We start from the raw sequence: 21,471 nt of genomic DNA, 5'->3' as shown, positions 1-21,471 counted from the left end.
GTGCTGGACGCGGCCGTCTGCGAACTCGGCATCGGCCTGTTGCTGGCGCTGGTGCGCGAGATTCCCGCTGCCGACCGCCATGTGCGCGGCGGCGGTTGGCGTGAGAACGCATTCCCGCTCACCACCAGCCTGGCCGGCAAGCGCGTCGGCATTGTCGGGCTCGGCCGCATCGGCATGGGTATCGCGCAGCGGCTGACGCCCTTCGGCGTGGAACTGGCCTACACCGGCACGCAGCGCCCAATCCTGCCCGTACCGCTATTACGAGACCCCCCTCGCACTCGCAGCGTCGGTAGACATCCTGGTCCTCACCTGCCGCGCGACAGAGCAGAACCGCCATCTGGTCGACGCCGCGATACTGGCTGCACTGGGGCCGAACGGCTACCTGCTCAACATGGCGCGCGGCAGCGTGGTCGACGAGGCGGCACTATGCGAGGCCCTGAAAACAGGCACCATCCGGGGCGCGGCTCTCGATGTGTTCGAGTCCGAGCCGCTGACCGATTCGCCGCTGACCGCGCTGCCGAACGTGTTGCTGTCTCCGCACGCGGGTTCGGCCACGCGGGAGACGCGCGCGGTGATGCTGAGGCTGATGCTGGATAACGTGCGAGCCGTGCTGGGTGGGGGAGCGGCGTTGACGCCAGTGGTCCACGGCGTGAGCGCCGGTCTGCTCTCCGCGCGGCAGGGCAACTCCAGGACGGAACCCTGAGCGCGGCAAACGTAAATTGTCAATCCAAGCGTTTCAAGTTTTTCAAGTGAGGTATTCATGCAATTAGGAATCGAGGGCAAGGTAGCTCTGGTGCTGGGCGGCGGCGGCGGTCTCGGTACCGCCATTGCGATGGCACTGGCGGCGGAGGGTGCGAAGGTCGTGGTCGCAGACGTCAATGAGGAAGCGGCAAGCCGCACCGCAGCCATGATCGTCGCCAAGGGGGGCACAGCGCTTGCGCGCGCCTGGGATCTGGCGGACCTGGCGTCGATCGAGACGCATATTGCCGTCATCGAGGCCCAGTTTGGCCAGGTCGATATCCTGGTCAACAATACCGGCGGCCCGCCGCCTACCACCGCGTTCGGCCAGGAAACGGCGCTGTGGCGCAAGTACTTCGAAAGCATGGTGCTGTCGGTGATCGCGATTACCGACCGGGTGCTGCCCGGCATGCGGGCCAGGCATTGGGGGCGCATCGTCACCAGCACCTCGTCCGGCGTGGTCGCACCGATCCCGAACCTGGGCATTTCCAATGCGCTGCGCCTGTCCCTGGTCGGCTGGTCCAAGACCCTGGCGCGCGAAGTCGGCCGTGACGGCGTGACGGTCAATATCGTGCTGCCGGGGCGCATCGCCACCGACCGCATCCGCTTCCTGGATGAAGCCAAGGCCGGGCGCGAGCAACGCCCGGTGGAGGCTGTCTCGGCCGAAAGTACCGCCGCCATCGCGGTGGGCCGCTACGGCCGCCCGGAGGAATATGCCGATGCGGTGGCCTTCCTGGCCAGTGACCGCGCCGGCTATATTACCGGCTCCACCATCCGTATCGACGGTGGCCTCATCCAGAGTATCTGAGGCCGGGCGCGGGACTGCCTGCCCGCGCCCCAGCAAGACCGACCCGACCCAACACCTGCCATCGCCGGAGACCCAAAGATGCTGTTGACCGCCGACGCCAAAGGCGTTTTCCCCATTGCGCCCACGCCATTCCTGGACGACGGATCGATCGACGTAAGCTCGATCGATCGTCTGGTGGACTTCTATCTCGGCTGCGGCGCGACCGGTGTGACAGTGCTCGGCCAGCTCGGCGAGGCGCCTAAGCTTGAGCACGCCGAGTCGATCGACGTGGCGGCCCGCGTGATCCGGCGCGTAGGCGGGCTACCGGTGGTGGTCGGCGTCTCGGCGCCGGGTTTCGCCGGTATGCGCGCCCTGACGCGCGAGGTGATGGACCTGGGTGCGGCCGGCGTCATGATCGCGCCGCCCAACACGCTGCGCACCGACGACCAGATCGTCGGCTACTACCAGCAGGCAGTGGACGCGATCGGCGCCGACGTGCCGTTCGTGCTGCAGGACTATCCGTTGACGTTCTCGGTGCAGATGACGCCCGGCGTGATCCGCCGCATCGTCGGCGAGTTGTCCTCGTGCGTCATGCTGAAGCACGAAGACTGGCCCGGCCTGGAAAAGATCTCCGCCCTGCGCGCCTTCGAGAAGGAGGGTTCAATGCGGCACATCTCCATCCTGTGCGGGAACAACGGGCTGTTCCTGGACTATGAAATGGAGCGCGGTGCCGATGGCGCCAATACCGGCTACTGCTTCCCGGACATGCTCTGCGACGTGGTGCGCTTGTCGGCCCAGGGCGAGCGCGAGGCCGCGCACGACCTCTTCGACGCCCACCTTCCGCTGCTGCGGTATGAGCAGCAGCCCGGCGTCGGCCTGGCCGCGCGCAAGTACGTGATGATGCGGCGCGGAATCCTCACCTCCGCGGCGCAGCGCAAGCCAGCGGCGGCCATGTCGGCGACGGCACGGCACGAGGTGGACCACCTGCTGCGGCGTCTGGCAAGGCATGACCCGCGCGCGGCACTGGCAGATTAAACCCCAAACCAAATGCAACAAGGAAACATCATGGCGACCACATCGCTTCCCCTCGACGAAAGTGTGATCAAGGCTCTGCAAGGCGTGACCACCGCAACGCTGACCACCGTGCTGCTCAAGCACGGCCTGCGCAACGTTTGGCTGCGCGGCACGCGGCCGCTGGCACCTGGTCAGCCGCGCCTGGTCGGCCGCGCTTTTACCCTGCGCTTCGTGCCCGCTCGCGAAGACCTGGCGACGCCGGCCTCGTGGGGCTCGCCAATTTCCACGCGCGCGGCCATCGAGGACATGCCGGCCGGCTGCATCGCGGTGGTGGGTGCGCTGGGCGTGACCGATGCTGGCATCTTCGGCGATATCCTGTGCGCGCGCTTGCGCAAGCGCGGCGTGGCAGGACTGGTGACCGACGGTGTGGTGCGCGATGTGGCGGGAGTGCTGGGCACGGGATTGCCGGTGTGGTGCCAGGGCACGGCGGCACCAGCTTCGGTCGCCGGTCTCACCTTCGTCGGCTGGCAGGAACCCATCGACTGCGGCGGCGTTGCGGTATTCCCCAACGATGTCATCGTGGTGGACCAGGACGGCGCGGTGCTGATTCCCGCCGCCATGCTTGACGAAGTGATTGCCGCCTCAGTGGAACAGGAGCGCCTGGAGGGCTGGATCATGCGGGAAGTGGAGCGCGGCATGCCGTTGCCCGGCCTGTATCCGCCCAACGAGGAGAACAAGGCGCGGTACAAGGCTTGGACGGAAGGCCAGGGCGCTGACCGCTAAATGCTCCGGGCACCAACGCGCGCCCGCACCGTCATTGCGGCGGTCACGCGGTTAGCGTGACCCCGCCCGCCGCGAGGCCAGCCCGAACGCCAGGAACGCCTGCGACAGGGTGGCGTGCGCTCCGTGTGGCGACCACAAGAACCCCACCTTACGCACCGGCGTCCGACCGGGCAGCGGGATCCGCGCCACCTTCAGGCCCTCGGGCCACGGCGGCGTCCAGTCCGGCACCAGCGAGACGCCGATGCCCTGGTGGACCATGGTGGCGATGGCATTGAGCGCGTCGATCTCCAATCGCTCTTGCGGGACGATGTTGTGCTCCTGCAGGTAGCGGTCTGCCACCATGCCTCCCCACATGCTGCGGTCGTAGCGAATGAACGGCTCGCTGGCGAGCAGGTCATGCGCGCCGCGGCTGGCCATGGCCAGCGATGCCAGCACGATGAATGGCTCTTCCACCAGCACGTGCCAGGCGAATGCCTTGGGAATCGTGAACTGCGGTTCCACGATGATGCCAGCGTCCAGATCACCCGAGACGATGCGCCTGTACAGGTGCGAAGATGCGCCTGGCTCCACGAAAATCTTCAGCTGCGGATGCTTCGCGTAGAGCCTCTCCAGGATCTGCGGCAAGAGTCCGGTCAGCGAGGAAGTCGACACGCCCAGCCGCAGTTCCCCCACGAGGGTGTCGTCGTGCGCCACCGCGCTCAGGTCGCGCACGTCGCGTACTACCGCGCGCGCCTTGGGCAGGATGCGCAAGCCCGCTTGGGTTGGCAGCACCGTGCGGCCCGCGCGCTGAACCAGCGGCGTATCCAGCGCGTCCTCCAGCGCCTGGACCCGCGCTGCAATTGCGGCTGCCGTGAGGCCCAGGCGACGCGCGGCTTCCGCGAAGGAACCGTACTCAACCACGGCGACGAAGCTCTGCAGGTAGCGGGTGTCCATAACAAAAAAATTCTATTGATTGAACAAGGCGGTCAATGCTGTTTTTGCATTCTGCCAGTTTCTACAATTTGTCTCAAATCAAATCAAGATTCCCCTGGAGACGACTCATGGCCGATGTTGCCCGCCCGCGCGGCGTTTTCTCTCCCGTGCTCACGCCGTTCCGCGCCGACTATGCGCCGGATGCTCAGCGCTTTGTGCGTCATTGCCGCTGGTTGATCGCGCAAGGTGTAGGTCTGGCGGTGTTCGGCACCAATTCTGAAGCCAACTCGCTGTCGGTCGACGAAAAGCGCCGCTTGCTGGACGTACTGCTCGAGGCAGGTATTTCTGCCTCCCAGTTGATGCCCGGCACCGGCGCCTGCGCGTTGCCGGATGTCATCGCCCTGACTCGCCACGCGGTGGCGGCGGGCTGCGCCGGCGTGTTGATGCTGCCGCCGTTCTATTACAAGGGCGTCAGCGACGATGGCCTGTTCCGTGCCTTTGCCCAGGTGATCGAGGGCGTGGACGATGCACGCCTGCGCATCTACCTGTATCACATCCCCGCCGTGAGCCAGGTGCCTCTCGGACTTGACTTGATCGACCGTCTGCTGAGTGCCTATCCCGGCATCATCGCCGGCGTGAAGGATAGTTCGGGTGACTTCGTCAATACACGCGCCATGATCGAGCGTTTCGGCGCCCGCGGCTTCGACGTATTCGCCGGCACCGAGGCTCTCCTGCTGGAAACGATGCGCACCGGCGGCGCTGGCTGCATTACTGCCACCGGCAACGTCAACCCCGCGCCCATCGTGGACCTGTACAGGCACTGGCAGGATGCGGACGCCGACGACCGCCAGGCAGCGATCATCCGCACCCGCGCTGCCTTCCAGCAGTTCCCGATGATCGCAGCCATGAAGGAGGCCATCGCCGCGCAGAGCACGGACGGGGCATGGCGCATCGTGCGCCCACCGCTGACGGAGTTGCAGGCGGGCCAGCGCGAGGCACTGGCGCAGTCGCTGGACGCGATTGGATTTGTGATGCCGGAAGCGCAACTGCTTGCAGCCTGAATCGATAACAGGACCATCGGCCCATCCGCGGACAAGGAACTGGGATGGACCGGTGTGATAGCAGGACATAACATCCGGGAGACACCAATGCCAGCCACGCCCTTCGTCCACCACGCCAACGACAAACGCCGGCGCATCGTGCTGTGCGCAGCAATTGGCGGTATCGTGGCGATAATCTGCGCCTCGCCTTCAAGGGCGGCCGACGCCTATCCGAAGAAGACTATCCGCATCGTGGTGGGCTTCGCCCCTGGCGGCGGCGCCGACATCGTGGCCCGCCAGATCGGCAACCAGCTCGCCAGGCAAACGGGCCAGACTGTGATCGTCGATAACCGGCCCGGCGCCACCGGCACCATCGCGGCGACCAATGTGGCCCAGTCGGCCGCCGACGGCTATTCGATGATGCTGGCGTCGCAGTCGACCATGGTCATCGCGCCGAGCATGTACGCCAATCTGCCATTCGATCCGCTAAAGGACTTCATGCCGGTGACACAAGTGGTATCGATGCCGCTGGTGATGGTAGTGCATCCGTCGGTGCAGGCCCGCACGGTGCAGGATGTGATCGAGCTCGCGCGTGCCGACAAGCTGAGGAGCTATGCCTCGTCGGGCTCTGGCGGCCCTCAGCACATTGCCGGTGCGCTGTTCGATTCGATGAGCGGCATCAAGCTGACGCACGTGCCTTACAAGGGTGAGGCGGCGGCGTTGACCGACGTGATGTCCGGCACTGTGTCTTTGATGTTTGCCAACGTGCCGGTGGCCGCGCCGTTCATCAAGAGCGGCAAGCTCAAGGCAATCGCGGTGTCCAGCCTGGTGCGTGCCCAGGCGCTGCCGCAGGTGCCAACGCTGTCGGAGGCGGGGTTGAAGAACTTCGAGGTGCTGACTTGGTATGGCCTGTTCGTGCCTGCCAAGACGCCCAGGGCCATCGCCAGCAAGATCAGTGACGAAGTCAGCGTAGCCCTGAAGGATGCGGGGTTGCGTGCCAAGTTCACCGAGCAGGGGTTCACTATCCTCGGCACCAGTCCCGAACAGTTCAGCACGTTCATGACCACCGAAGTCCCCAAGTGGGGCAGCGTGGTGAAGAGCGCCGGCATCCAGGCCGAGTGAGCGCCTGGCCCTTATCCAATTCCGCAATTCAGGAAAGGTAGTATGGAAACCCAGCAAAAAAGCATCATTGGACCTTGTATCCGCCTGCATCCTGCGGACAACGTGTTGGTCGCACGCATGAACGTGGGCATCGGCGCTCAAGTGCCGGGGGAAACCTGGGGCGTGCGTAGCCAGGTTCCGGCCGGCCACAAGATCGCCGCCCGCTTCATCAAGGCCGGCGAACCGATCCTGAAGTACAACGTCTGCATCGGCTTTGCCGCGGCCGACATCCAGCCGGGCACCTACGTCCATTCGCACAACGTCAGCTTTCAGGAATACGAACGGGACTACGCCTTCGGCCGCGACTACCGGCCCGTGGACCCGGTCGAAGCAGGCCGGCAGGCGAGCTTCGACGGCATCGTGCGCGGCGACGGCCGTGTGGGCACGCGCAACTATCTCGGCATCCTGTCAACGGTGAATTGCTCCTCCACCGTCGTACGCAAGATCGCGGAGTGGTTCACGCCGGAGCGGCTTGCAGACTTCCCCAACGTCGACGGTGTGGTGGCGTTCAGTCACTCGCTGGGTTGCGGCATGGAGATGACGGGAGAGCCGATGGATCTGCTGCGCCGGACCATGGCCGGCTATGCGCGCCACGCCAACCTGGGTGCCGCGCTGATTGTGGGGCTCGGTTGCGAACGCAACCAGCTAAAGGGCCTGCTCGACACGCAGTCTCTGGAACCTGGCCCCTTGCTGCGTACCTTCGTCATGCAGGAAAGCGGCGGCACGCGCAAGACAATTGAGGCCGGCATTGCCGCGGTCATGGAATTGCTGCCGCAGGTCAATAGCGTGGAGCGCCGTCCGGTGCCGGCCAGCCACCTGACCGTGGGCCTGCAGTGCGGCGGCTCGGACGGGTTTTCGTCCATCACCGCCAATCCGGCCCTGGGCGCAGCCGTGGATCTGCTGGTGCGCCACGGCGGCACCGCCATCCTGTCGGACTGGCCCGCTGATGGAGGTGTACCGTTACGCCGAGGCGGTCACGCAGCACGGGCTTGTATTCATGGACACGCCGGGCTACGACCCGGTCTCGGCCACGGGCCAGATCGCCGGCGGCGCCAACCTGATCGCCTTTACCACGGGCCGCGGCTCCATGTTCGGCGCCAAGCCTGTACCCAGCCTCAAGTTGGCCACCAATTCGTCGATGTACCGGCGGCTGGAGGAAGATATGGACCTGAACTGCGGCACGATTCTAGACGGCGAGAAGACCATTGAGCAGGTCGGCGAAGAGATCTTTCAACTGATGCTGCGTACCGCTTCGGGAAAGGCATCGAAGAGCGAACTGCTAGGGCTCGGGGACAACGAGTTCGTGCCCTGGCAAATCGGCATCATGAGCTGACTACCGGCATACGGGAACAGCTAGAGGGAAAGTACGTCATGTGGCAACCAAGTGCACGATACCCCGATCCCCGCATCCAGGTGCTGGATCCGGAGTTCGAGAAATACCGGATCGCCTACGCGGCCGTGGAGCAGATCGCAACTGGATTTCGCTGGGCGGAAGGGCCGGTCTGGTTCGGCGATGGCCGCTTTCTATTGTGGAGCGACATTCCGAATAACCGAATGATGAAGTGGGAGGAGGAGACTGGCACCGTCAGCGTGTACCGGCAACCGTCCGGCTACGCCAATGGCAACACGCGGGACCGGCAAGGGCGGTTGATCACGTGCGAACACGGCGGGCGCCGCGTTGTGCGCACGGAATACGACGGTAGCCTCACGGTGCTGGCCGACCGCTTTGAGGGAAAGCGCCTCAATTCGCCCAACGACGTCGTCGTCAAATCCGACGGTTCCATCTGGTTCACCGATCCGCCCATGGGGATTCAGGGCAATTACGAAGGTCGCGCCGCGACCCCGGAATTGCCTCATTCGGTCTACCGGATCGATGCCGAGTCGGGAAAGCCGACCGTCATGACAACGGAGCTGAAGGGGCCCAACGGCCTGTGCTTTTCCGCCGATGAGCGCATCTTGTATGTGATCGAATCGCGCGGAACGCCGGGGCGCAAGATTTGGGCCTATGATCTCGTCGATGGTGGCGCGCGTATCGCCAACGGAAGGATCCTGCTCGATGCTGGCGCAGGAACAATCGATGGCATGCGCTGCGATATTCACGGAAACCTCTGGTGTGGACGATCTAGACGGCGTCATGTGTGTGTCGCCCCCCCCGATGCCTGGAAGTTTCCGTGCATGAAAGAAGTGTACTGGGCAGCACGCATGCTTTCCACTCTCTCTTATTTTTTGCTTGAAGACTTCGGCCATTGAATTTTAAATTAGAAGTAATAAGTGAATTAATAGACAGTATAAATATTCGGAGACGATAATGTCTGGAAGATATAGATATGTAGTTGCCGGTTTGCTATTTTCTGCCGGGATGATCAACTACATGGATCGCGCGGCGCTGGGCGTCGTTGCCCCGATTATTAGCAAAGAGCTGAACATCTCCCCGTCGGAACTAGGAATTATATTTAGCAGCTTCTTTTTTGGATATTCTATCTTTGCGTTTGTCGGCGGACATCTTGCTGACCGCTATGGGCCTCGACGCGTGTTCTCCTGGGCGATGGGCGGTTGGTCACTGCTGTGTGGACTCACTGCGAGTGTGACAGGCTTCACTACTCTTCTCCTGTCGCGGGCATTGTTCGGCTTCGGGGAAGGGCCGATGAATTCGACAACCAACCGGACAATTACCAATTGGTTCCCGCGTAGTGAAACCGGCAGGATGATCGGCTTCTCCTTCTCGGGGCAAACGCTCGGCAGTGCAATCGCCGGCCCGATTGTCGGGCTGGTGGCAATCGCATTCGGGTGGCGCATATCGTTTGTCGTGATTGCGGTGATTGGCTTCATCTGGATCGGATTCTGGCGCTATTTCGTTACCGATAGCCCGGCGCAGAACCGCCGTGTGGCCGCGGACGAAGTGCGGCTGATCGAAGAGAGTCGCGGTGCCGCGCACCCAGCCGATGAAGGCGAACGCGGAACGACGCTGCGCGAGTATCTGTTCAGGCCCAGCATACTGGCGCTGGGCACCGGCTTGTTTGCGGTGAACTACACCCTGTTCATTTTCGTCTCCTGGCTGCCGAGCTATTTCACCAATGCGTTGCACCTGGACCTGAAACAGATGAGCATGCTGAGCACAATTCCTTGGGCGTGCGGAGCAATCGGCTATTTCGGCGGCGGCATCCTGTCCGATTTCATCTACAAGCGCATGAAGAATCCGCTGAATGCACGCAAGCTCTCTGCGGTCTTGCCACTCGCCTTGTCCGCACTCGCCATGCTTGTCGTGAGCTTCGCTACGGAGACCGCCACGGCAGTGGCTCTGGTTGCGGCTGCAGTGCTGTTCCTGACGGCCTCCTCGCAGGCTTGCTGGGCGCTGATGCACGAACTCGTTCCGGGGAAGCATCTGGGTGGCGTCAGCGGTTTTGTGCACCTTCTGGGCAATATTTCCGGCATTGTTGGCCCCACCGTTACTGGCTTCGCGGTTCAATACTTCGGCGGATACGGCAGCGCATTTGCTCTTGGCGCAACGATCGACGTGGTGGGCGTTCTGGCCATGGTGTTCGTGATCAATAGCCGGACCGCACTGAGCCAACCAGCCGTGAGCAGTTCCGCTGCATAGCCGGCGTTCGCTGACGCATCAAAATGGATGGCGACTAGCCAGCCTTCCTGTTAGAAGCTGCCTGCTTTCAGGAGCAGGCCGACCACGAAATGTATAGGAGAATTTCATGAAGCGGGTCTTGATTACCGGTGCAGACATCACCGACATCGAACAACTTGCACGAGCGATGCAGGGAATCGATTGTGTAGTTCACTTGGCTGGCATTCCAGATGAGGACACATGGGACCGTATTCGTCGTCTGAACATTGAAGGTTGCTACAACGTGTTCGAGGCTGCCCGCATGGCTGGTGTCAAACGCGTGATTTTTGCTAGCTCGAATCATGCCGTTGGCTTTCATCGCCGCGATCGGATGATCGACGACGAAGTAATGCCGCGACCGGACAGCCGCTATGGCGTGTCCAAAGTATTTGGCGAAGCGCTCGGCCGTCTCTATGCGGACAAATATGGCCTGTCAGTGGCGTGTCTGCGTATCGGGTCATTTCGTCCAGACGACCAACCATCATGGAATCCGGTGTCCATGAGGATGAACGCGAAGCTCTGTTCCATGGCGGCTTTGGCTGTCTTGTCGAATTTACTGGACGGCTTGAGGATATCGATTGACCGCGTACTCTCAGATGACACCCCAATAAGGATAGGCCTTTACGCATGGATGCAGTGATCTTGGTTGTGGCAATTGGAGCAATTGTTGCGGGCTTCGTTCAAGGGCTGTCGGGCTTCGCCTTTGGACTCACTGCTATGTCGTTCTGGGCCTGGTCGCTGGATCCTAAACTGGCCGCGGCAATGGCCGTCTTTGGGGCGTTGACGGGGCAGATCATCGCCGCGGTAACCATGCGCCGAGGATTGAAGCTGGGCAGGCTGTGGCCTTTCTTGATCGGCGGCCTGGTGGGCATACCTATTGGCGTCGCGATTCTTCCGGCGCTCGACCTTCAACTTTTCAAGGCTCTCCTGGGTACGTTCCTTGTGCTGTGGTGCCCCACGATGCTTGCGGCAAGAAACCTGCCGACCATCACGGCGGGTGGGAGAGTAGCCGACTGGATCGTGGGTGGCGTCGGGGGGATCATGGGTGGCATCGGGGGCTTCACCGGCACAATTCCTACACTGTGGTGCACGTTGCGAGGATTTGACAAGGATGAACAGCGTGCGATCATTCAGAACTTCAACCTCGCATTGCTGCTTGTGACGATGGCCATCTACGTGGAAAAGGGAATCGTGACACGTGAAATGCTGCCGATGTTTGCCATCGTCGGGCCGGCGATGCTAATTCCCACTCTCGTGGGTGCGCGTCTGTATGTTGGCATTTCGGAAGCAACGTTCCGCAAGATTGTGTTGAGTCTGCTCGCCGCCTCCGGGGTCGCGTTGCTGGCATCGTCCGCCCCACATTTGCTTCAGCGGTTGGCGTAGGGATTCTGTCGCGGTACGGTCTCGACGTGCTGCTGGGCTTACTCCAGCAACCCACTTCCTTGTCTTCCCCGGGTTTCACTCGCAGCCTGGAGCAACCCATATTTGCGGATCTTTTGATATAAGGTACTTTTTGCAATGCCCAACTGGAAAGCGGTTTTTGTCAGATTGCCGCCGTTGTAGGCGAGCGCCTCCCGAATTGATTCGGCTTCGGCATTTTCCAGTGAATAGATTTTTGCGCTGAATGGTGGCGTCGCTTCTTGGTCAGCACCACCTCGGCTCATGATCGACCCGATGGTGATTTCAGATGGTAGTTTGTCCGTGGTGATCACACAGTCTTTCGCCATCAGCAGGGAGCCTTCGATCGCGTTACGCAGCTCGCGCACATTACCTGGCCAATCATAGGTTAGAAGGCATGCATAGGCTTCGTCGTCAAACGAAGTCGCGGGTAGACCGTAGCGCTCGCAAAGATGGGTCAACCAGTGAGCGATGAGCGCGGGCAGGTCGTCCTTGCGGTCACGCAGCGGTGGTATCGATACAGTGGTCACGGCAATCCGATAGAACAAGTCCATGCGGAATTTTCCCTCAGCGATTTCGTCCCTCAGGTTGCGATGCGTGGCCGCGATCAGGCGAAAGTCGGCTTTTCGCGGAGAGTTTTCGCCTAGACGATAGAGTTCGCCTTCCTCCAGCACCCGCAGCAAGTGGGGCTGGATATCTAGCGGCATCTCACCGATTTCATCCAGGAACAATGTGCCGCCGCTCGCGGCCTCGATCTTCCCGGCGGCCCCCGATTTGCGCGCACCGGTGAAGGCACCATCCGCATAGCCAAAGAGTTCGCTTGCAAGCAGGTCCCGCGACAGTCCGCCGCAATTGAGTGCGACAAACGGACCGCCGGCGCAGGCGCTGGCCTGATGGATTCCCTGGGCAAACAATTCCTTGCCAACACCGGTCTCGCCTAGCAGAAGCACGGGCACCTTTGAGGGGGCCAACCGCTGTGCCTTCGCGACGGCCGCACGTAATGCCTCGCCATTGCCGACAACCCTGCTAAACGCGGGTGCCACTTCTCGGCCAGCGTCGCGCATGCCGAGAGCCGGTGGCAACCTGACCTGTCGTGCGGCGGCGGGAATCACGACCAGGAACCCAAGAACGTCCCGCCCTTCGTGGATGGTTTCGACCCGTGCCAGGCTCAACCACTCAGGAGCGCGCTCGGCCTTGGCAGAGTTCGCAACGATGTCCAGGCCGGGGATGGAAAACGCATCATTCAATACGGCGTGCACGCCCAGTCGCGCCAGGGCGGAAGCGGCCTGCGGCCTGCGGATTGCCCTTGACCAGCCGTCCCCGCTCATCAAGGACGAGGACACCATCGCTTCGCCCCGAACCGAAACATGCCATGCAGCGATCAAGCAGATGCGGGCGGCGCTCCATAGAGAGCTTGGCAAGGCGGCCTTCGCCCCGGCCTGCCAGCGAGACTATCAGGGCAAGGCTGTGCCGACTATAGGTCTCCGCAAGGCCCGACACATCAATGGCCCCGAGTACGCTGGCATCCACCGGATCGCGAATCACCGAGGCAGAACAAGTCCAACGCTTTATGCCCGCGCAAAAATGCTCGGCGCCATGGATCTGCACAGGTTGCTGTAATGCCAGGGTAGTGCCGATGGCATTGGTTCCACAATTAATCTCCTTCCAGTTGCAGCCGGGCACTAGTCCAACCTCACCTGCCGGCATCGATAATGCGCATGTCTCCTTCCTGCTGGAGGATCATGCCATCCGGATCGGTCAACAGCATGATGGTGCCGGTTTGCGCAAGGAAATCCCGCGTTTGCTCGATCAGCGGGAAACGTTATCTATACGCTCTGGCCGCAGTCCGGTCGGGTCCCAAGCCTTTCTCCTGGGACAGAAGTTGAGCCAATATCCTTTTGAGGGGTGAGGAAGCTCCCGAGTATCGCAAGCCCGACCAGCGCGAGGACCGCACCGAGTTCGAAGTCCGCTGGAATGCCAACCCGGTCCACGACGCCGCCGCCGAGAGACGAACCAACGGCGATCGCGACCTGAATTATGCCAACGAACAGTGCTGAGCCTGCTTCCGGCAGATCGGATGTCGATTTCTGAATCCACAAGCTGAGGCACAGTGGAATTGCGCCAAATGCGATGCCCCACGCAAGAATGATCGCCACCACTGTCGGGGCAGAATGGCGTAGCGCAGGCATCATTAGCAGCGAGATCATCAGCATCAGGACCATCGTAGCCAGCGACGCCTTGAGGTTGCGCGTTACCGTTGCCGACACGGCGAAATTGGAAACGAAGCCGATGGCTCCGAAGCCCAGTAAGACCCATGTAATGCCCTCGGTGCTGAAGTCGGCGTATTGCAGCAGGAAAGGGGCAATGAACGTATAGGAAGAAAAGTGAGCGCCGAAGATAAAGGCGACCATGAACAAGCTTCTGCGTGGGTGCGTCCGGCGCAAGAGCGCGAACAGATCAGCGAAACGCAATGCATGACGCAAGGTTGGCGATGAACGTGCCGAACGGTACTCCAATCACTGTAGCAAACGTGACCCCCGCCAGAATCATTGCAGTCGCGCGCGCTGCTTCATGCGGCTGCACCAGTCTTCCCGCTGCGGCAAGCGCGAGGGTCCAAAAGCCTCCCAGGCTTGCACCAAGAATGGCGCGCCCGATCAGCATGACCGCGAAATTGGGTGCAAATGCGGATATCAGATTGGACGACAGCAGCAACGCCGAAAGTATGAGCAGGATATAGCGGCGGTCGACCCGTCCAGCCCCGAGCATCATGCCCGGCGCGGAAATGGCTGCCGTCACGCCTGGGATCGTGACCATGAGGCCAGCGGTGCCAGGCGTTACGCCGAACTCCTGGGCGATTTGTGGCAAAAGTCCGACCGGCAAGAATTCCGTTGTGACGAACGCAAAGGCGCCCACAGTCACGGAACCCACCGCTAGCCAAGCCGGCATAGGGGAGGGGCTGCGGGCTTCATTCAATTGGTCACCTACCGGTCTACAGTCGGGCACGCCGATAGGTCTACCGCGACATCGTGCAGACAGGCGTTCCGGTAGCTCCATCTCGAAGCGGACGACGGCATCCGTCAACCGCGTCGATGTACCAGGAAACGCCGGCCGGACCGCGATACCCTAGGTCAGGCTGTCTAAGAAGTGCGAGGCCGGCTCGGCACCGATACCATCGGTTCATGATTTGCGCTGGCAGCGCTGCAAATATCGCGCTAAGCCCTGGCTCTCGACAGGGTCTACTCGCATTGGACCACGCGATGTCTAGGCAGACTCTTGCTTTCCGACGGGCAGGCCTCGCTTGACTAGGTTCGCCATTAGCGCGCCGATGCCGAATGTCCACGGCGTTGCTTGGCTGCTGTGGGTGACCACGTTGTGTAGCCCGCCGAGCTGTTCATTGCGGATGCTCACGCGGTCGCCCAGTTTGTGGGTGAAGCCGTCGCCGGGTTGGTCGCGGTCCTCGGTGGGCGCGAAGAGCGTGCCGAGGAACAGCAGGAAGCCGTCCGGATACTGGTGATTGACGTTGAGCGTCTGGCCCACGATGTCGGCCGGGTCGCGGCTGATCTGGTTCATGGAGCTGGCGCCGCGCAGGGTGTAGCCGTCGTCGCCGGCCACTTCCAGGTTGACTTCGCAGGCGCGGACGTCATCCAGGGTGAAGTGTTCGTCGAACAGGCGGATGAAGGGGCCGATGGCGCACGAGGCGTTGTTGTCCTTGGCCTTGCTGAGCAGCAGGGCGCTACGGCCTTCGAAGTCGCGCAGGTTGACGTCGTTGCCGAGGGTGGCGCCGTGGATGCGGCCGCGGCTGTCGACGGCCAGCACCACTTCGGGCTCGGGGTTGTTCCATTCGGACTTTGGGTGGATGCCGATGGCAGCGCCGGACCCGACGCTGGCCAGCACGGGCGCTTTGGTGAAGACTTCCGCGTCCGGCCCGATTCCGACTTCCAGGTATTGCGACCACATGCCTTGTTCGATCAGGAGCTGCTTCAGGCGCATAGCTTCGGGCGAGCCGGGGCGGATGGCGCGCAGGTTGTCGCCGATGGTGGCCTGGACGGTCCGGCGCACACTTTCGGCCTTGGCGGGGTCGCCGGCGGCCTGCTCTTCGATCACGCGTTCGATCATGCTGGCGGCGAAGGTCACACCGGCAGCCTTGATCACCTGCAGGTCTGCGGGCGCCAGCAGGAAGGGGCGTGCCGGCGCCGGAGTGCCGGTGCTGTTGTCGAGCAGGTCCTGGATGCTGCAGATCAGGCGCCCCTGCACGCTGCGCACGGCTTGCAGGGGGGAGTCGCTTTCCAGCAATTGGCTGAGGGTGGCAAAGGAGCGGGACAGGTCGAACACGCCGTCGGCGCGCAGCACCACGGGCGAGGGGCCGGCGATCTCGCCGGGAATCCAGGCGCGGCCGATCAGGGTGGCGCGCTCCCAGTCTTCGGGCAGGGAGTTGGAAAGTGTGAGTTGCACGTGGGGCATGGGTCGTCTACCGGTCTTGCGGTCTGAGAGCGTACAGGCGCTCCACATTAAAGAGGGCTGCTGATAAACTCCAATGACAATTTTTCAACATTCGATAATGCTGGGTTATCAATCCGGCATGTTGCGCTCATGGCCGACCTCGCTTTCTCCCACCTCTGCAACTGGCTCCGTTTCAAGCATCTGGTGCTGATCGACACGCTGGCACGCACCAGCAACATGCACGCCACGGCCGAGCAGATGAACATCAGCCAGCCGGCCGTGAGCAAGATGCTGCGCGAGACCGAGAACCTGCTTGGATTCGCGCTGTTCCAGCGCCTGCCGCGGAGCATGCCGCCCACCGAGCTGGGGGCGCAGGTGGTGCGTTTCGCGGAGATGGCGCTGAACGACGCGCACCGCTTCCTCGACCAGATGAACCGGCTGCGCAGCGGCGGGCATGGTTTTCTGAAAGTGGGCACCATCTTTGCCGCCACCTCCCTGGTGCTGCCGAAGGCCATCGTGAAGATCAAGGAACGTTACCCGCTGCTGTCCATCGAGGTGGTGGAACACACCAGCGACCATCTGCTGGAGATGCTTGAACAAAAGGAGCTCGACCTGGTGGTGGCGCGTTTCACCGAGGAGGGCCAACGGCAATTGTTCGACTTTCAGCCGTTGGAGCCGGAGCCGTTCTGCATGGTGGTGAACAGTCGGCATCCCCTGTGCGTCATCACGCCGACCCCGCTGGAGCAACTCGGCGACTGGCCATGGATCCTCTACCCGCAAGGCACGCCGATCCGCGCGCGCATGGAGCGGGCGTTCGCCGATGCCGGGATCCCGTCGCCGGCCAACACCGTGGAGACCATCTCGATGCATACCTTCCTGCAGGTCACCGGTTCGGCCCGGGAGTTCGCCTCGATCCTGCTGCGGGGGGCGGCGGGTGGAATGGCTGGCGGCATGGCGGACGATGCGGCGGGACCGACCTGATTTCAATAACGTGAGGTTATTGTTTAATCCAAATATATCATTGGGAAGGTATCGGTCGTCTCTCTAGAATGGGGGCCGTGGAAGTGCCGCAACGCGCGCCTCCAGACAAAAGCGATAGCCCCCCGGATGTGCCCCGGGCAGAACGTTGGGGGCGCCATCCGAGGAGCCCCCCCCAATGCAGTCCATGGCCCAGCCCATTGCCGCTACGCCGGCAATTGACAGACTCTGCGCTTTCGCCCGCCTGAAGCCGCAGCCAGCCGCCACCGGTCCGGCTGCGGTTAGCGCAAACCGCGTCGCCTTTGGCTCCGCACGGGCGTCGCACAAGGCTGTGCGCCAGCGCCATTCGTCCGGCCGGCATTGACCTGAGCCGGCAACCCGCAATCCGCTTTCACGCTTCCTGCCCGGGGCGCACGCTTGCGCGCCCGGTGAACCCTTTCGAAGGAGATTATTATGTCGGACAACGCCGGCTACAACTACATCGGTGGCGGTCGCAGCGCGGCCGGATCCGTCATCTTGCGCAGCCTGGACGCCACCACCGGCGAGGCGCTGCCGCAGCGCTTCATCCAGGCCACGGTGGAGGAGGTGGATGCCGCCGCCAACGCCGCGGCCGCAGCATTCGCGGCCTATCGTAGCCTGCCGGCCGAGCGCCGCGCGCAGTTCCTGGATGCCATCGCCGACGAGCTGGATGCGCTGGACGAGGCGTTTATCGCCATCGTCTGCCGCGAGACCGCGTTGCCGGCAGCGCGCATCCAGGGCGAGCGCGCCCGCACAAGCGGGCAGATGCGCTTGTTCGCGCGCGTTCTGCGGCGGGGCGATTTCCTCGGCGCCCGCATTGACCGCGCGCAGCCGCAGCGCACGCCGCTGCCGCGCGTGGACCTGCGCCAGTGCCGCATCGGCGTTGGCCCGGTGGCAGTGTTCGGCGCGAGCAATTTCCCGCTGGCGTTTTCTACCGCCGGCGGCGATACGGCTGCCGCACTGGCGGCCGGCTGCCCCGTCGTGTTCAAAGCGCACAGCGGCCACATGGCCACGGCGGAACTGGTGGCGGATGCCATCCTCCGCGCCGCCGGGCGTACCGGCATGCCTGTAGGCGTGTTCAACATGATCTTCGGCTCGGGTGTCGGCGAGACGCTGGTGAAGCATCCGGCCATCCAGGCGGTGGGCTTCACCGGCTCACTCAAGGGCGGCCGCGCCTTGTGTGACATGGCCGCAGCGCGTCAGCACCCGATCCCGGTGTTTGCCGAGATGAGCAGCATCAACCCGGTCGTGCTGTTGCCCGGCGCGTTGCAGGCGCGCGGCGACAAGGTCGCCGGCGAGTTGGCGGCCTCGGTGGTGCTGGGGGCAGGGCAGTTCTGCACCAATCCGGGCCTGGTGATCGGCATCCGCTCCGCCGAGCTCAGCGCCTTTCTCGAGCGCTTTTGCGGGCAGATGCGCGACGTGGCCCCGCAGACCATGCTCAACACCGGCGCGCTGGCCAGCTACAGCCATGGCCTGGAGGCATTGCTGGCGCGCCCGGGCGTGACGCGCCTGGCGGGCAGCGAGCAAGAAGGCCACCAAGCGCATGCGCAGGTCTTCAAGGCCGATGTCAGCCTCCTACTGGAGGGCGACCCGCTGCTGCAGGAGGAAGTCTTCGGCCCGGCGACGGTGGTGGTGGAGGTGGCCGACCGGGAAGAACTGATGCGCGCCTTGCAAGGCTTGCGCGGCCAGTTGACTGCCACGCTGATCGGCGAGCCGGCGGACCTGATGGCGTCCACCGACATCCTCGCGCTGCTGGAAGAGAAGGTTGGCCGCCTGCTGATCAACGGCTACCCGACGGGCGTGGAAGTGTGCGACGCCATGGTCCACGGTGGCCCCTATCCGGCCACCTCCGACGCGCGCGGCACCTCGGTGGGCACGCTAGCCATCGATCGCTTCCTGCGGCCGGTCTGCTTCCAGAACTTCCCCGACGCCTTGCTCCCCGACGCGCTCAAGAATGCCAACCCGCTAGGGATCGAGCGCTTGGTGGACGGCGTGGAGACGCGCGAGGCCCTGGCTTGAGCGCTTGGGTCATCACACCACCACGACGAGAGCGGACAAAGCAAAGGCAGGAGGAGATCCAATGCAAACTGAACTGAACACCGGCCGCTACGGCCACGACGCGCTGCTGGCGTTCGTCGAGGGCCTGTTCCACAAGGCCGGTGCGCAAGCCGAACTGGCCTCGGTGGTCGCCCGCACGCTGGTCGAGGGCGACCTGCTGGGCCATTCCACCCACGGCACTAACCTGGTCAACGGCTACCTCGGCAGCATCCTGGACGGGCACGCCATTGTGGACACCACGCAGTTCCGCACGCTGTCGCAAAGCGCATCGTCCGCCCTGTTCGACGGGAGCTACGTGCTCGGCCCTTACTGCGTGAGCCGGGCACTGGACTTTGCCTGCGAGGTGGCGGCCAGCCATGGCATCGGCATCGCGGTGGTCCGACGCTCGCACCATATCGGCTGCCTTGCCGCCTACCTCCAGCGCGTAACGGACCGAGGGCTGGTCCCGCTGATCTATTCGTCCGATCCGTCGGTGGCCTCGGTCTCGGCACACGGCGGCATCGAGCCGCTGTTCACGCCGAACCCGATCGCGGTCGGCATTCCCACCCGGCAGGCGCCGATGCTGATCGACGTGAGCATGTCCACCATCACCAACGGCTTCGTCAACAAGACGCGCAACGCCGGCGAGAAGCTGCCGCAGCCGGTGCTGATGTCAAACCAAGGCGTGCTCACCGATGACCCGGAAGCCTTCTTCTCCACGCCGCCCGGCAGCATCCTGCCGCTGGGCGGGCGCGAGTTCGGCCACAAGGGCTTTGCCCTGGGCCTGATGGTGGAGGCGCTGACCTCGGGCCTCGCCGGCCACGGCCGCAAGGACAAGCCCGACGCCTGGGGCGCATCCGTGTGCACGATGGCCATCGACCCGGCCTTCTTTGGTGGGATCGAGAGCTTTACCGAGGAGTCGTCTCACCTCGCGGATCAGGTTCGCGCCAGCACGCCGGTGGAGGCCGGGCGGCCGGTGCGGCTACCCGGGGCCGCGGGCCTGGCGCTGCGCGAGGCGCAGTTGCGCGATGGTGTGAACCTGCCTGGTTTCGTGGTGGCCAGCCTGCAGGCCGCCGCGCAGCGGATGGGGGTCAAGGAGTTCCCCGCAACGCTCAGTCGATAAAGGCCCGCCCGGGCCAGACCCATACTCGATATCAAGGAGACACATTAATGAGAAAAAATAAAAGCTATCAGACTGTCGCGGTCGTGTTCCTGTTCTTCATCGGCGTGGTGAACTACCTGGACCGCAGCGCGCTGTCCATCGCCAACACCTCGATCCAGAAAGACCTATCCATCAGCCCGTCGGAGATGGGCATCCTGCTGTCGGCGTTCTCCATCGCCTACGCCTTTTCGCAACTGCCCATGGGCATCATCATCGACCGCCTGGGCAGCAAGATCGCCCTGGGCGCGTCGCTGGTCTTCTGGTCCGTCGCCCAAGCCGTGTTCGGCTTCGCCAGCGGCTTCAGCAACTTCATCGGCCTGCGCGTGCTGCTGGGCATCGGCGAGGCGCCGGTGTTCCCTTCGGCGGCCAAGGCACTTGCCGAATGGTTCGACGCGGAGGAACGGGGCACGCCCACGGGCCTGGTGTGGTCGTCCACCTGCATCGGCCCCTGCGTGGCGCCGCCGTTGCTGACGCTGTTCATGGTGCACTTCGGCTGGCGCGGCATGTTTGTCATCAGCGGTGTCCTGGGGCTGGTGCTCGCCAGTTGCTGGTTCGTGTTCTACAAGAGCAAGGCCGAATACATGGCCAGTAGCGGCCGCGCCGAGCCCGTGAGCGCGCGGGCCGCGCGGCCGAGCATGTCCGAGCAGTTGGCCGACTGGGCAATGCTGTTTCGCAGCGGAACAACCTGGGGTGCATTCCTCGGCTTCATGGGCGTGATCTACATGCTCTGGCTGCACCTCACCTGGCTGCCCGGGTATTTCGAGAAGCAGCACGGCATGGACCTGTACAAGACCGCGTGGGTAGTCTCGCTGGCCTACCTGTTCGGCGCCATCGGCACGGTGGTCGCCGGGCGCGCCTGCGACCTGCTGGTGCGGCGTGGCATGAGCATCCTGGGTAGCCGCAAGTTCACCATCATCGCCGGCCTGCTGGCGGCGGCGGGCTTTACCCTGATGGTGACCTTCGTGACCAATGTGGTGGGCTGTGTGGTGCTGCTGTGCCTGGCGCTGTTCTCCATCAACATGGCCAGCGCTACGGCCTGGATGATCGTCAACACCGTCATATCGTCCAGGCGCGTGGCCTCATTCGGCTCGATCCAGAACTTCGGCGGCTACCTGGCCGGCTCGGTCGCGCCCATCGTCACCGGCTTCAGCGTGCAGTACAGCGGCTCGTTTTCTTTGGCGTTCGTCATCAGCGCGGCGGTTGCCGTAGCGGCGGCGCTGGCTTACTTCGTGCTACTGCGCGAACCGATCCAGGAGGCAGTGCTGGCATTAGCCTGAATCGTGGAGGGCTCTGGTGGCCGCGACGTGCCGCGCGGTCGCCGCGCCGGTCGGCTTGCGAGGTCTGCCTGAGCGCTGGCCCCGGGCCGGATCAATCGTTTTTGGCGGTC

At 63.4% G+C, this 21,471-nt stretch carries 18 protein-coding genes and 3 pseudogenes; 16 read left to right on the top strand and 5 right to left on the bottom strand.

All coding sequences use genetic code 11. The features are described from left to right. The 5 genes and pseudogenes from OR16_RS47835 to OR16_RS26410 all read left to right on the top strand — a co-directional run. Positions 1-174, top strand: a pseudogene (locus OR16_RS47835) (NAD(P)-dependent oxidoreductase); the annotation flags it as partial. 121 nt (positions 175-295) lie between these two features. Beyond that, entirely contained in the window at positions 296-703 is a 408-nt protein-coding gene (locus tag OR16_RS41840) for a 2-hydroxyacid dehydrogenase (RefSeq protein ID WP_337459874.1), read from the top strand. 57 nt (positions 704-760) lie between these two features. Next, the gene (locus OR16_RS26420; RefSeq protein WP_043421197.1) at positions 761-1,546 is read left to right on the top strand and encodes an SDR family oxidoreductase; all 786 of its coding nucleotides are present in this window, start codon (positions 761-763) and stop codon (positions 1,544-1,546) included. A 78-nt stretch (positions 1,547-1,624) separates the two neighbouring features. Further along, a complete protein-coding gene (locus OR16_RS26415; RefSeq protein ID WP_006161380.1) occupies positions 1,625-2,560 on the top strand; it encodes a dihydrodipicolinate synthase family protein in 936 nt (311 codons plus the stop codon). Between the two features lie 30 nt (positions 2,561-2,590). Further along, complete coding sequence (locus OR16_RS26410) at positions 2,591-3,322, top strand: ribonuclease activity regulator RraA (protein WP_006161379.1); 732 nt, start codon at positions 2,591-2,593, stop codon at positions 3,320-3,322. 51 nt (positions 3,323-3,373) lie between these two features. Here OR16_RS26410 and OR16_RS26405 read toward each other — a convergent pair whose 3' ends face one another. Continuing rightward, on the bottom strand, positions 3,374-4,255 hold the full coding sequence (locus OR16_RS26405) for a LysR substrate-binding domain-containing protein (protein WP_006161378.1): 882 nt from the start codon (positions 4,253-4,255) through the stop codon (positions 3,374-3,376). Positions 4,256-4,362: 107 nt separating this feature from the next. Here OR16_RS26405 and OR16_RS26400 point away from each other — a divergent pair, with 107 nt between their 5' ends. The 7 genes and pseudogenes from OR16_RS26400 (at position 4,363) to OR16_RS26370 (ending at position 11,434) form a co-directional block, all read left to right on the top strand. Continuing rightward, positions 4,363-5,295, top strand: coding sequence for a dihydrodipicolinate synthase family protein (locus tag OR16_RS26400; RefSeq protein WP_006161377.1), 933 nt, complete (start codon positions 4,363-4,365; stop codon positions 5,293-5,295). An 87-nt stretch (positions 5,296-5,382) separates the two neighbouring features. Further along, on the top strand, positions 5,383-6,396 hold the full coding sequence (locus OR16_RS26395) for a Bug family tripartite tricarboxylate transporter substrate binding protein (protein WP_006161376.1): 1,014 nt from the start codon (positions 5,383-5,385) through the stop codon (positions 6,394-6,396). Between the two features lie 42 nt (positions 6,397-6,438). Further along, a pseudogene (locus tag OR16_RS26390) lies at positions 6,439-7,768 on the top strand (UxaA family hydrolase). Positions 7,769-7,806: 38 nt separating this feature from the next. Further along, complete coding sequence (locus tag OR16_RS26385) at positions 7,807-8,685, top strand: SMP-30/gluconolactonase/LRE family protein (protein WP_006161375.1); 879 nt, start codon at positions 7,807-7,809, stop codon at positions 8,683-8,685. A gap of 58 nt (positions 8,686-8,743) precedes the next feature. Beyond that, positions 8,744-10,033, top strand: a complete 1,290-nt coding sequence (locus OR16_RS26380) for an MFS transporter (RefSeq protein ID WP_337459873.1) — start codon at positions 8,744-8,746, stop codon at positions 10,031-10,033. Between the two features lie 106 nt (positions 10,034-10,139). Continuing rightward, the gene (locus OR16_RS26375; RefSeq protein WP_006161373.1) at positions 10,140-10,691 is read left to right on the top strand and encodes an NAD-dependent epimerase/dehydratase family protein; all 552 of its coding nucleotides are present in this window, start codon (positions 10,140-10,142) and stop codon (positions 10,689-10,691) included. After that, positions 10,679-11,434 (top strand): sulfite exporter TauE/SafE family protein, encoded by a 756-nt coding sequence (locus OR16_RS26370; protein WP_006161372.1) that lies wholly within the window; start codon positions 10,679-10,681, stop codon positions 11,432-11,434. Before OR16_RS26375 ends, OR16_RS26370 begins: the two co-directional genes overlap by 13 nt. 38 nt (positions 11,435-11,472) lie before the next feature. Here OR16_RS26370 and OR16_RS26365 read toward each other — a convergent pair whose 3' ends face one another. The 4 genes and pseudogenes from OR16_RS26365 to OR16_RS26355 all read right to left on the bottom strand — a co-directional run bounded on the left by OR16_RS26365 (position 11,473) and on the right by OR16_RS26355 (position 15,910). Further along, positions 11,473-12,708, bottom strand: a complete 1,236-nt coding sequence (locus OR16_RS26365) for a sigma-54 interaction domain-containing protein (RefSeq protein WP_237717233.1) — start codon at positions 12,706-12,708, stop codon at positions 11,473-11,475. After that, positions 12,689-13,156 carry a GAF domain-containing protein gene (locus OR16_RS46405; protein WP_237717232.1) on the bottom strand — a complete coding sequence of 156 codons (468 nt, stop codon included), beginning with the start codon at positions 13,154-13,156 and terminating at the stop codon, positions 12,689-12,691. The genes OR16_RS26365 and OR16_RS46405 overlap by 20 nt, the downstream gene beginning before the upstream one ends. Positions 13,157-13,275: 119 nt before the next feature. After that, positions 13,276-14,503: pseudogene (locus tag OR16_RS26360) on the bottom strand (MFS transporter). Between the two features lie 207 nt (positions 14,504-14,710). Then, positions 14,711-15,910, bottom strand: coding sequence for a fumarylacetoacetate hydrolase family protein (locus tag OR16_RS26355; protein ID WP_006161371.1), 1,200 nt, complete (start codon positions 15,908-15,910; stop codon positions 14,711-14,713). Between the two features lie 129 nt (positions 15,911-16,039). Here OR16_RS26355 and OR16_RS26350 point away from each other — a divergent pair, with 129 nt between their 5' ends. From OR16_RS26350 to OR16_RS26335, 4 genes are all read left to right on the top strand, one after another. After that, positions 16,040-16,870: a LysR family transcriptional regulator gene (locus OR16_RS26350; RefSeq protein ID WP_006161370.1), complete on the top strand. Its 831-nt coding sequence runs from the start codon at positions 16,040-16,042 to the stop codon at positions 16,868-16,870. Between the two features lie 450 nt (positions 16,871-17,320). After that, positions 17,321-18,904, top strand: coding sequence for an aldehyde dehydrogenase (NADP(+)) (locus tag OR16_RS26345; protein ID WP_006161369.1), 1,584 nt, complete (start codon positions 17,321-17,323; stop codon positions 18,902-18,904). 61 nt (positions 18,905-18,965) lie between these two features. Further along, on the top strand, positions 18,966-20,045 hold the full coding sequence (locus OR16_RS26340; protein ID WP_006161368.1) for an Ldh family oxidoreductase: 1,080 nt from the start codon (positions 18,966-18,968) through the stop codon (positions 20,043-20,045). Positions 20,046-20,092: 47 nt separating this feature from the next. Further along, entirely contained in the window at positions 20,093-21,361 is a 1,269-nt protein-coding gene (locus OR16_RS26335) for an MFS transporter (protein WP_006161367.1), read from the top strand. Positions 21,362-21,471: the final 110 nt, after the last annotated feature.

The sequence above is a fragment of the Cupriavidus basilensis OR16 genome (assembly GCF_000243095.1).
Classification (GTDB): Bacteria; Pseudomonadota; Gammaproteobacteria; order Burkholderiales; family Burkholderiaceae; genus Cupriavidus; species Cupriavidus basilensis_D.
The sequence above is the reverse complement of the archived record's forward strand: the minus strand, read 5'-3'. Positions and strand labels throughout refer to the sequence as shown.